Origin of the sequence: Pseudomonas kairouanensis (genome assembly GCF_004682055.1) — a bacterium.
Classification (GTDB): domain Bacteria; phylum Pseudomonadota; class Gammaproteobacteria; order Pseudomonadales; family Pseudomonadaceae; genus Aquipseudomonas; species Aquipseudomonas kairouanensis.
Genome location: NZ_QUZU01000006.1, coordinates 25,853 through 37,345, shown reverse-complemented (window position 1 = coordinate 37,345; position 11,493 = coordinate 25,853). Strand labels below are relative to the sequence as shown.

The following is an 11,493-nucleotide window of genomic DNA, read 5'->3' as shown; positions in this document are numbered from 1 at the left end:
TCCCTGGACGAGGAAAAACCTATGAACGCAAAAGTCTGGCTGGTGGGCGCTGGCCCCGGCGATCCGGAGTTGTTGACCCTCAAGGCTGTACGGGCCTTGAGTGAAGCCGATGTGGTGCTCATTGATGACCTGGTCAACCCTGCGGTACTGGAACATTGCGCCAATGCACGGGTGATCACGGTCGGCAAACGCGGCGGCTGCCGTTCCACGCCACAGGCGTTTATTCACCGCCTGATGCTGCGTTATGCCCGCCAAGGCAAGTGCGTGGTGAGGCTCAAAGGCGGCGACCCGTGCATTTTCGGGCGCGGTGGTGAGGAGGCCATGTGGCTGCGTGAACGGGGTATCGAGGTGGAACTGGTCAACGGGATCACCGCCGGGCTAGCGGGCGCGACCAATTGCGCAGTGCCGCTGACGCTGCGCGGGGTGAGCCGGGGTGTAACGCTGGTCACGGCGCACACTCAGGACGACAGCAGCCTCAATTGGCGCGCATTGGCAGAGGGCGGAACGACATTGGTGGTGTACATGGGTGTGGCGAAGCTGGAGGACATTCGCCAGCAACTGCTGGAGGGTGGGATGGCGGCGGATATGCCGGTGGCGATGATCGAAAACGCATCGCTGCCCCAGCAACGGGAATGTCGCAGTGAGCTGTCGCGGATGTACGAAGATGCCCAGGCATTTGCATTGAAGAGCCCGGCAATCCTGGTGATCGGCCGTGTTGCCGATGCCGGGCAAGCGGCATGCCTCGCAACGGCAGCCAGCGCCTGAGGCAAATGGCGGGCGAAAAAAAGCCCGGCCTAAGCCGGGCTTTTTTCTAGCACTCAGTAATTACTGAGCTTGAGCTTCAACCGACGCTTCTACGCGACGGTTAACAGCACGGCCAGCTTCAGTTGCGTTGTCAGCAACTGGGCGGGATTCGCCGTAACCTACCGCGGTGATGCGGCTAGGCTGAACGCCGTCTTTAACCAGGACTTGCTTAACAGCGTCAGCACGACGCTGGGACAGCTTCTGGTTGTAAGCGTCTGGACCTACGGAGTCAGTGTGACCAGCAACTTCTACGTTGGTAGCTGGGTACTGAGCCATGAAGTCGGCCAGGTTTTTCACGTCGCCGTAGCTGTTAGGCTTAACAACGGACTTGTCGAAGTCGAACTTAACGTCCAGCTCAACACGAACTACCTGAGCAACTGGAGCTTCTGGCTCTGGAGTTGGCTCTGGAGCTGGTGCTGGAGTAGGAGCTGGAGCTACTGCGCCAGCGTTACCGCCGAAGTTCACACCCAGGCCGACCAGTGCGGAGTAGTCCCACTTGCCGTTGTCCAGACCGTAGTCAGCTTCAACACCGGCACGAGCGTACAGGTTGTTGGTGAAGTAGTACTTAACACCGGTACCTACGATGGCTTGAGTGGTCTGATCGCGACCGCTGTGGCCGTCAGCCTGCACGTTGGTGCGGCTCTGGTGACCGAAACCGCCTTCTACGTATGGACGCAGGCTGTCAACGCCAGCCTGACCGAAGTGGTACTGAGCAGTCAGGCTGCCAGTGTCACCTTTGATCTTCTGGTTACCAGTACCGTCGTTCGAACGGGTGTGGTTGGTTTTGTCGTAGGACAGGTTCAGCGACAGGTCGTCGGTCAGGAAGTAACCAATGCGAGCGCCTGGGTTGAAGCCGTCTTCGATGTGCTTGACGCTATCGTTGTACTGCTTCTTGTAGAACAGCTCGCCTTCAACTGCGCCTTGGCCTTGTGCCAGAACGCCGAAAGAAGTAGCGGCAATAAGAGAACCAATGGCCAAGCCCAAGGTGTTTTTCAGTTTCATCCGTTAAATCCCCATCTGGTGATTGTAAAGCAGTCCCACAAACCGGGGGACAACTCGGCGACAAGTCTAACAGAACTTGCCTACACGTAAGAGATATTTGCCACGCACTAAGTTTCAGTCTCGCCCGCAAATTTCTCACGTAATTTATCTAGAGCACGTTTGTAACGCATTTTTGTAGCACTCAAACCCATGTGCATGATGTCGGCGATTTCCTGAAATTCCAGCTCTGCGACAAAACGTAGCACCAGAATTTCCCGGTCAATCGGGTTCACATACACCAACCAGCGATCAAGTCCGCCCTTCTCCTCGGGTGCCGGCGTCTTTTCTTCAGACGCCTCCTCAAGGGGGTCAAGACTCAACGCGTCCATCAAGCGACGCTTGCGCCGTTCTTTTCGATACTGCGTGATGCACTCGTTGTACGTGATGCTATATAGCCATGTCTTGAACTTCGATTTACCCTCGAAGTTCTTCAGGCCGTACAGCACCTTGAGCATCACTTCCTGACAGACATCATCCGCATCTCTATCGTTCCCTAAATACCTTGAACAAACGTTGAACAAAGTGCGTTGATATCTGCGCATCAATTCTTCGTACGCGCGTGTTACGTGAAACAGCTCCGTGTGCGAGCGCGCGACCAACTCCTCATCAGAGAGCTCACGGGGGTCATAGCGCGTGGACAGCGTTTGGGCTTTATTCAAAACAAGTCGTGCCGACAGTCAGGTCAATGTCCGCCACAGCCCGGTCAGCCGGGTTTGCGGCGGCGTACATTAGCAGGGTTTGCCGGATTAGCGGCTACTGACCTGCTGCTCCAGGAGTATCCGATTGGACAACGACACGAGGTCGCCATCATCGGTCAGCACCGTCGTCTTGACCGTGCCGATCTCCTCGATCTGCCCTTCGACCTCGCCTACACGCACCTGTTGCCCAACCTGATACAACTCACGCACATAGATTCCCGCAAGAATCTGACCGGCAATTTCCCGGCTCCCCAACCCCATGGCCAGCGCAACGGCCAGACCAACGGTAATCAAAACGATCACAATCACATGGTTGAGCAGGTCAGTCTTGACCTCCAACTGGCTGATCGCGACCGAAATACTGATGATGATCACCAACCCCTGGGCAATTCGCCCAAGGCCGGCGGCATAGTCCAGCCCCACGCCTTCAGCGGCACCGCGCACCAGCCCATTGGCCAGTTGCGCCAACAAGACGCCTACCAGCAGTACCAGCGCGCCGCCGAAAACTTTCGGCAAATACAGCGCCAGCATGTCGAGCGTAGCTGAAACTCGCTCAAGTCCAAGGGATTGAGCCGCAGAAACCAGAAAAATCAGCAAAACAAACCAATAGACGATCTTGCCGATAAGCGTGGAGATCGGCACCTGCAGCCCGGCGCGTCCCAACAGCTTGGTCAGGCCAGTACCGGCCATCAGGCGGTCAAGGCCCAGTTTTGCAAGCAACTTGGACAGCAGGGTGTCGAGCAGCTTGGCCACGACAAAACCCAGCAACACCAGCACCAGGGCACCAAACAGGTTGGGAATGAAGTTCGCCACCTTGGTCCACAATGCGGTCATCGCGGTGACCAGGCTCTGGGTCCAGAGATCAAGTTCCATATTCAATCAGCCTTATCAGCAGTGCGAGCAAGAGGTTTACGACGGGAAACCGGGGAGACATGGGCCGAACCGTTGTTCAGGGCCATCATCAACGCCGGCAACCAGCGCCCGAGCAGACCGAACAGATCGCCCGCCCCTACCTGGCGGTTGGCGGTTTTCAACACGCGGCCCAGGCAGGCATCGTCATCCCGGTTGGAGGGCGAAGCATTGAGCATGTCACGCAAAGACTGTTCGAACGGATCGTGCATAAAGACCTCTCGCAAGTGTTTTAAAAGACGAGGGTTAAATTCTTGGGGTCACATAGGACCCTTCCTACGTTCAGGTCATATTCAGGTCAAACCCAGCGTAATCGTCGAAATAGCCACCATTGTCCCAGCGCAACCGCCACCATCATCAGGCAGGCAATCATGAATCCGTAGGGGCTGGCGGAGAACGGAATTCCGCCCACGTTTATACCCAACAAGCCGGTCAGAAAGCTCATTGGCAGGAAGATCCCGGTGATGATCCCGAAGCGGTACATGGTGCGGTTCATGCGTACGCTCAAGCGCCGGTCTTCGGCCTCAAGCACAAGCCCCACGCGCTCCCGGGTCAATTCGAGCTCTTCCAGGTAACGGGTCAGGCTGTTATTCAATTCGTTCCAATAGTCGGCATCGTCATCGCAGAACCACGGCAATTTGATCCGCGTCAGTTGGGCAAAAATATCCCGTTGCGGCGCCAGGAATCGCTTGAGCCCCGCCGCTCGCCGACGGATCTGCAGAACGCTGCCATGCTCCGGGGTATACCGTTCGTCGGCATCGAGCTTTTCTTCTTCGGTATCGACGATTTCAGACAGATCGGTGACCAGGTCCTGCACCTTATTGGTCAGGTACTGCGCCATATAAAGGATAAGTTCCGACGCGGTTTTCGGCCCTTTGCCATCCGCCAATTGCACCAGCAGTTCATCGGTGGCACGCAGCGGGCGCAAGCGCAGGGAAATCACCCGGTTGGCGGCAGCGAAAATGCGTACCGACACCATGTCTTCCGGTTCGGCGCCTGGATTGAGGTTGACCCCACGCAGGAACAGCAACAACTCGGACTCAGGCAGCGGCAACAGGCGCGGGCGGGTGTTTTCCTCCAGCAGCAGGTCACAGGCGAACTCGCTCAGGCCACTGGACTTGCGCAACCAGGTCTGGGTTTGCGGATGGCTGCGATCCCAATGCAGCCACAGGCTTTCCTGCGGCTGCAATTGCAAGTCGTCGAGCTCAGTCCGGGCTATCGAACGCGCACCGCCTTTACCGTCCAGCACCAGGGCATGCACCAGCCCCCATTGCGCGTTTTCTTCCTCGAACATCCTCACCCCTATCGGTTATTGCGGTTTATTCAGGCATTTTCAGCGGGCTGGGTGACACGATCACGCCGTTGTTGTCGGCATAGATGTATTCACCCGGACGGAACGTCACGCCGGCAAAGGTGACCACCACGTTCAGATCACCGATGCCGCGTTTGTCGGTCTTCATCGGGTGGCTGGCCAGGGCCTGCACCCCCAGGTCGGTCTGGGCAATGACATCGACATCACGGATGCAACCGTAGATCACCAGCCCTTCCCAACCGTTTTTCGCGGCTTTCTCGGCGATCATGTCGCCCAGCAGCGCGCGGCGCAGGGAACCACCACCGTCGACCACCAGCACCTTGCCGGCGCCCGGCTGGTCGGCTTGTTCCTTGACCAGCGAGTTATCCTCGAAGCACTTGATGGTGACAATTTCGCCACCAAAGGAATCTCGGCCGCCGAAGTTGCTGAACATCGGCTCGACGACCTGCACCAGGTCCGGGTAGGCGTCGCACAGGTCGGGGGTCACGTAATGGTTCATCGAAAAATTCCTTTCTGCCAAAGAAGTGTCTTTCAAGGAAGTACCGGTCGAAACAGGTGGGCAACATCCCACTCGTTTCGCCGCAACGCAATAGCCGCTGCGCGACTGAATATGACCAGAAGCGTTCAGCGCGTCATATCTTAGCCCCAACCCGACGGGAGCGAAACGCCCTTGGCAGAGCGCTCCATCAAACCGTTGCCAACGCTGGCGCTTCAAACAACGCTGTGAGCGGGCCCTTCAACCATCGCTCCACCAGTGGCCACACTTCGGCCTGGGCGGGTTTGCTGACCAGCATTTCCACGTGCCCGTAATCGCTGCTGAAGCCTTGCTGGCGCCCCAGGCATAGGTACTGGCGATGCTCCGAGCCCACTTGTTCGAACAGCTTGCGACAGGCCCAGTCCGGGTCTTGATGGTCCCCCGCAGCGCTCACCGCCAACAGCGGTACATCGACATCCGCCAAGCCTTTCCACCAATCATTTTTACCTTCACCGAAGCGGCCAAACAGGCCGTTCCAGCGCATGGCTTCGATCAGCACGCCTGCCGGCTCGTCCTCAGGACCACGCTTGAAGCGTGAGCCGGAAACCTCGCCGAAACGTTTCAACAGCAAGCGCCCCGTCCACTCCACCGGCGGCAGTTTCAACGGCCAGTGAGTGCGGCTGACCTGACAGCCAAACAGGGCCACTGAAGCCACTGCCGGCGCCCCCAGATGCTGCCCACCCAGGGCCGCAGCCAGGCTGATGCCGCCCAGGGAATGGCCGATCCAATGGGGGATTTGCCCACTTTGCTCACGCACAAATGCGCCAATTGCCGGCAAATCGTAACGCGCATAGTCGGCCACGCGGTTGCGGGCATAGTCCTGATTGCGCTTGGACAGGCCATGGCCACGCATCTCCGGGATCCATACATCGAACCCCTGGCGCGCCAGGTAGGCACCCAGGCCGATGCCCTTGGGCGAGTACCAGAAGCGTCGATTGGAAAAACTGCCATGCAACAAAATAACCGGGATGCCCCGGTTTTGCGGGGCATCGGCCAAGCCCAAGCGAGTAACAGCCAACTCGACGGTGCCGTCGGGGCTGTTACCGGGCTTGAGCCGGTACACATCTTCACTCAGGTCGCCTCGACGCTCAGCGCTGATCAAGGCGACGGGAAACAGGTTGCTGCTGCTTTGCATAATGCTCTTGCACAAAAAAGGGCGACGTCCGCAGGGATTGCCGCCCGGTACAGATAAGAATGCCGGCCACCCTCGACGGGTGACCGGCACTTTTGACGTAGCGACCTTAAGCCGATGCTTGGCCTTCCGCCAGGAAGAACCAGGTCTCCAGCACGGAGTCGGGGTTCAGCGAGACGCTTTCGATGCCCTGCTCCATCAGCCAACGGGCCAGGTCAGGGTGGTCGGAAGGGCCTTGGCCGCAGATGCCGATGTACTTGCCGGCCTTGTTACAGGCCTGGATGGCGTTGGACAGCAGCTTCTTGACCGCAGGGTTCCGCTCGTCGAACAGGTGGGCGATGATCCCGGAGTCGCGGTCCAGGCCCAGGGTGAGCTGGGTCAGGTCGTTGGAACCGATGGAGAAACCGTCGAAGAACTCCAGGAACTCTTCAGCCAGGATGGCGTTGGACGGCAATTCGCACATCATGATCACGCGCAGGCCGTTTTCGCCACGGGACAGGCCGTTTTCCGCCAGCAGGTCGATCACCTGGCTCGCCTCGCCCAGGGTGCGCACGAACGGCACCATGATTTCGACGTTATCCAGGCCCATCTCGTTGCGTACGCGCTTGAGGGCGCGGCATTCGAGTTCGAAGCAATCACGGAACGCTTCGCTGATGTAACGCGAGGCGCCACGGAAGCCCAGCATCGGGTTTTCTTCTTCGGGCTCGTAGAGCTTGCCGCCGATCAGGTTGGCGTATTCGTTGGACTTGAAGTCCGACAGACGCACGATGACCTTTTTCGGATAGAAGGCTGCTGCCAGGGTGCTGATGCCTTCCACCAGCTTCTCGACGTAGAAGCCCACCGGGTCGTTGTAACCGGCGATGCGCTTGTCGACGCTCTCTTTAATGTCCAGCGGCAGGCCGTCGTAGTTCAACAGCGCCTTGGGGTGCACGCCGATCATGCGGTTGATGATGAACTCCAGGCGGGCCAGGCCCACGCCGGCGTTCGGCAACTGCGCGAAGTCGAAGGCGCGGTCCGGGTTGCCGACGTTCATCATGATCTTGAACGGCAGGTCCGGCATGGCGTCGATGGAGTTTTGCTTGATGTCAAAGCCCAGTTCACCTTCAAAGATGAAGCCGGTATCGCCTTCGGCACAGGACACAGTCACGCCCTGGCCATCTTTCAACAGTTGGGTGGCGTTGCCGCAGCCCACGACGGCTGGAATCCCCAGCTCACGGGCGATGATCGCCGCGTGGCAGGTACGCCCGCCGCGGTTGGTCACGATGGCGCTGGCGCGCTTCATCACCGGTTCCCAGTCCGGGTCGGTCATGTCGGAGACCAGTACGTCGCCTGGCTGGACCTTGTCCATCTCGGACACATCTTTGATGATGCGAACCTTGCCGGCGCCGATGCGCTGGCCGATGGCGCGGCCTTCCACCAGCACAGTGCCGGTTTCTTTCAGCAGGTAGCGTTCCATGACGTTGGCCGAAGTGCGGCTCTTCACGGTTTCCGGGCGGGCCTGCACGATGTACAGCTTGCCGTCGTCACCGTCCTTGGCCCACTCGATGTCCATCGGGCACTTGTAGTGCTTTTCGATGATCATCGCTTGCTTGGCCAGTTCGCTGACTTCGGCGTCGGTCAGGCAGAAACGCGCACGCTCGGCCTTGTCGACATCAACGGTTTTTACCGAACGACCGGCCTTGGCCTCGTCGCCGTAGATCATCTTGATGGCCTTGCTGCCCAGGTTACGGCGCAGGATGGCCGGGCGACCCGCTTCGAGGGTGCCCTTGTGGACGTAGAATTCGTCGGGGTTGACCGCGCCTTGTACGACGGTTTCGCCCAGGCCGTAGGCGCCGGTGATGAACACCACGTCACGGAAGCCCGATTCGGTATCGAGGGTGAACATCACGCCGGCGGTACCGGTTTCCGAGCGCACCATGCGCTGCACACCGGCAGACAGGGCTACCAGCTTGTGGTCGAAACCCTGGTGTACGCGGTAGGAAATGGCGCGGTCGTTGAACAGCGAAGCGAACACTTCCTTGGCGGCGCGGATCACGTTTTCCACGCCACGGATGTTCAGGAAGGTCTCTTGCTGGCCGGCGAAGGAGGCATCCGGCAAGTCTTCGGCGGTGGCCGAGGAGCGTACCGCAACCGCGACGTCCGGGTTGCCGGCCGACAGGGTGGCGAAGGCGGTGCGGATTTCTTCGTTGAGCTTCTCGGGGAACTCGGCTTCCATGATCCATTGGCGGATCTGGGCACCGGTCTTGGCCAGGGCGTTGACGTCATCGACGTCCAGTGCGTCCAGCGCGGCGTGGATCTGAGCATTGAGGCCGCTCAGTTCGAGGAAATCGCGGTAGGCCTGGGCCGTGGTGGCGAAACCACCGGGCACCGACACACCAGCGCCTGCAAGATTACTGATCATCTCGCCGAGGGATGCGTTCTTGCCCCCTACGTGCTCTACATCATGGACGCCGAGCTTATCGAGGGAAACTACGTACTCTACCAAGGTGATCTCTCCACTAACTGTGTTGGAAAAGCTCAGGACGCCGGCTGCTCAGTAGGAGCAAACGCCAGCGCTTGTGGCCTGGACCTGGAAAATAAGTGAGAATGCGGCCCACTGCGGGACGGCAAAATCGCGCCTATCATATCCAAGATTCGCCATCAGCTTAAGGCCCAGGGCTCAAATGAAACGATCTGCTTTCTTTATCTCCGACGGCACCGGCATCACAGCCGAAACACTGGGTCAAAGCCTGCTCGCGCAGTTCGAAAACATTACCTTCGCCAAATTCACGCGGCCCTATATCGACAGCGTGGATAAAGCGCGGGCCATGGTACAACAAATCAATCTGGCGGCTGAAAAAGACGGCTTTCGGCCGATCATTTTCGACACCATCGTCAATCAAGACATCCGTGAGATCCTCGCAACTTCGAATGGTTTCATGATCGACATTTTCTCCACCTTCCTGGCGCCGCTGGAGCAGGAGCTGAGCGAACACTCCTCATACTCCGTAGGAAAGTCCCATTCCATTGGCCACAACTCCAACTATATGGAGCGGATCGAGGCGGTGAACTTCGCCCTCGACAATGACGACGGCGCCCGCACCCACTACTACGACAAGGCCGACCTGATCCTGGTGGGCGTATCCCGCTGCGGCAAGACCCCGACCTGTCTGTACATGGCCATGCAATTCGGTATTCGCGCAGCCAACTACCCGCTGACCGAAGACGACATGGAACACCTGACGCTGCCGGCCGCCTTGCGTGCCCATTCCCACAAGCTGTTCGGCCTGACCATCGACCCGGACCGGCTCACGGCGATCCGCAACGAGCGCAAGCCCAACAGCCGGTATTCCAGCTATGCCCAGTGCGAGTTCGAAGTGCGCGAAGTAGAAAATCTGTTCCGTCGCGAGAATATTGCGCATATCAATTCCACGCATTTTTCGGTGGAAGAGATCTCGGCGAAGATTTTGGTGGAGAAAGGGGTGGAGCGCAGGTTCAAGTAAGGCTGGTTGCCCGACAGCGCCGCAGTCCAATGTGGGAGCGGGCTTGCTCGCGAATGCGATGCGCCAGTCAATAGATTCATTGGCTGATACACCGTATTCGCGAGCAAGCCCGCTGCCACATTTGGTTCAGTGGTTATCCCTGCCTAAAGATGAAATCTGCCCCCACCCTGCCCCAGCGCAGTAGCCAACGCATCAAACCCCGCCAGCAGCAACTGATCATCCCCCGACGTATTACAGATGCTCGCCCGAATAAACTGCGGCACCGCCGTCTGCCCCACGGCAAACGCCTCGGCCGTGGCGATCAGGTAATTGTTCTGCTTGAGCTCCGCCTCGATTTCCGACGCACGCCATGGCTCCGGTACCTCGATCCAGAAATGCGGGCTGTTGAGGTGGGTGCGGTACTCCAGGCCGTCGAGCAAGTCACACACCAGGGCTTTGCGCCGGCTGATCTCGTTGATTTGCTGGCGCAGCAGATACTCGGCGGTGCCATTTTCAATCCACTGCGTAGCCAGTTCCAATGTCACCGGGGTGGCCATCCAGCAGGTTGAGCGCAACGCCGCCGAGATGCGGCTGACCAGCGCCGGCGGCGCATGCACATAGCCCACACGCAACCCGGCCGACACCGCCTTGCTCAGGCTGCTGATCAAGATCGTACGCTCGGGAGCGAAATAGCTGAGGGGCGGCGGCCGGTCTTCCACCAGCACACCGTGGGCTTCGTCCTCAAGAATCAGCAGATTGTGTTCGCGGCAGACTTTGGCCAGGGCTTCGCGGCGCGGGATCGATAACACCGCTGTCGTCGGGTTCTGGATGGTCGGCGTGCAGTACAACGCTGAAACCCGGTGATTACGACAGACTTCATCCAGCGCACCGGGCAGCACGCCCTCTTCATCCATTGGCAGGCCGATCAGCCGGATGCCGAGCATCCGCGCGGCGGTGATCAACCCCGGATACGTCAGTTGCTCGGTCACCACCGTGTCGCCCGCCCGCAACAACGCCATCATCGCGCAGAGCAGGCCATGCTGGCCGCCATTGACGCAGATGACCTGCTCAGGAATAGGATGAAAATCGCGTTGAACCAGCCACTGCGCACCCGCCTCGCGATAACGCGGCAGGCCGGCGTCCGGGGTGTAGGCGCTGATGTCCTGGAGGAACTTGGCGTTGGTGGACAAGGTTTGGAGGCTTTGGGCCAGGAACGTGGTTTCCTGCCCCGGAATGTGCATGTTGCGGCTCATGTCGAAGTACTGGCGCGGCTCCTCGCTGAAGTTGCGAAAGCCTTCGTCGCGCTGGCGCTCCATCCCACGCTTGCGCACGAACGTTCCGTCCCCCACCCGCGCCACTACCAACCCCAGGCGCTCCAACTCGCCGTAGGCCCGACTGATGGTGCCAATGGTGACGCCAAGATTGTCGGAAAGCACCCGATGGGGCGGTAGTTTTCTTCCCGGTTCAATCAAGCCTTCAAGGATGCCCCGTTCCATGACATCGGACAGGCGCTTGTACTTCACGCCCTGCCCGCTGGACAACCCCTCACGCATAATTGACACCATGTCAATATTTGTTTTGACAGCCATCTTTTGCCCTAA

11 protein-coding genes are annotated in these 11,493 nt (G+C 59.1%); 2 read left to right on the top strand and 9 right to left on the bottom strand.

Annotated features, from left to right (window positions below; all coding sequences use genetic code 11):
- Positions 1-21 precede the first annotated feature (21 nt).
- Positions 22-765 (top strand): uroporphyrinogen-III C-methyltransferase, encoded by a 744-nt coding sequence (gene cobA, locus DYL59_RS07195; RefSeq protein WP_135288545.1) that lies wholly within the window; start codon positions 22-24, stop codon positions 763-765.
- Positions 766-825: 60 nt separating this feature from the next.
- On the opposite strand, the gene DYL59_RS07190 is transcribed toward cobA, so the two are convergent.
- The 8 genes from DYL59_RS07190 to ppsA form a co-directional block, all read right to left on the bottom strand.
- On the bottom strand, positions 826-1,806 hold the full coding sequence (locus DYL59_RS07190) for an OmpA family protein (protein WP_135288544.1): 981 nt from the start codon (positions 1,804-1,806) through the stop codon (positions 826-828).
- A 107-nt stretch (positions 1,807-1,913) separates the two neighbouring features.
- On the bottom strand, positions 1,914-2,504 hold the full coding sequence (gene sigX / locus DYL59_RS07185; RefSeq protein WP_122485727.1) for an RNA polymerase sigma factor SigX: 591 nt from the start codon (positions 2,502-2,504) through the stop codon (positions 1,914-1,916).
- A gap of 87 nt (positions 2,505-2,591) precedes the next feature.
- Complete coding sequence (locus tag DYL59_RS07180) at positions 2,592-3,416, bottom strand: mechanosensitive ion channel family protein (protein WP_003175519.1); 825 nt, start codon at positions 3,414-3,416, stop codon at positions 2,592-2,594.
- 2 nt (positions 3,417-3,418) lie between these two features.
- Positions 3,419-3,664 (bottom strand): hypothetical protein, encoded by a 246-nt coding sequence (locus DYL59_RS07175; protein ID WP_005790375.1) that lies wholly within the window; start codon positions 3,662-3,664, stop codon positions 3,419-3,421.
- A gap of 86 nt (positions 3,665-3,750) precedes the next feature.
- Positions 3,751-4,746, bottom strand: a complete 996-nt coding sequence (locus DYL59_RS07170; RefSeq protein ID WP_135288543.1) for a zinc transporter ZntB — start codon at positions 4,744-4,746, stop codon at positions 3,751-3,753.
- A 25-nt stretch (positions 4,747-4,771) separates the two neighbouring features.
- On the bottom strand, positions 4,772-5,263 hold the full coding sequence (gene rraA, locus DYL59_RS07165) for a ribonuclease E activity regulator RraA (RefSeq protein ID WP_032887592.1): 492 nt from the start codon (positions 5,261-5,263) through the stop codon (positions 4,772-4,774).
- Positions 5,264-5,450: 187 nt separating this feature from the next.
- Positions 5,451-6,434 carry an alpha/beta fold hydrolase gene (locus DYL59_RS07160; protein WP_135288542.1) on the bottom strand — a complete coding sequence of 328 codons (984 nt, stop codon included), beginning with the start codon at positions 6,432-6,434 and terminating at the stop codon, positions 5,451-5,453.
- A gap of 106 nt (positions 6,435-6,540) precedes the next feature.
- Complete coding sequence (gene ppsA / locus DYL59_RS07155) at positions 6,541-8,916, bottom strand: phosphoenolpyruvate synthase (RefSeq protein WP_135288541.1); 2,376 nt, start codon at positions 8,914-8,916, stop codon at positions 6,541-6,543.
- A 178-nt stretch (positions 8,917-9,094) separates the two neighbouring features.
- Here ppsA and ppsR point away from each other — a divergent pair, with 178 nt between their 5' ends.
- Positions 9,095-9,913 carry a posphoenolpyruvate synthetase regulatory kinase/phosphorylase PpsR gene (gene ppsR, locus DYL59_RS07150; protein ID WP_003193298.1) on the top strand — a complete coding sequence of 273 codons (819 nt, stop codon included), beginning with the start codon at positions 9,095-9,097 and terminating at the stop codon, positions 9,911-9,913.
- A gap of 143 nt (positions 9,914-10,056) precedes the next feature.
- On the opposite strand, the gene DYL59_RS07145 is transcribed toward ppsR, so the two are convergent.
- On the bottom strand, positions 10,057-11,481 hold the full coding sequence (locus DYL59_RS07145; RefSeq protein WP_135288540.1) for an aminotransferase-like domain-containing protein: 1,425 nt from the start codon (positions 11,479-11,481) through the stop codon (positions 10,057-10,059).
- Positions 11,482-11,493 lie beyond the last annotated feature (12 nt).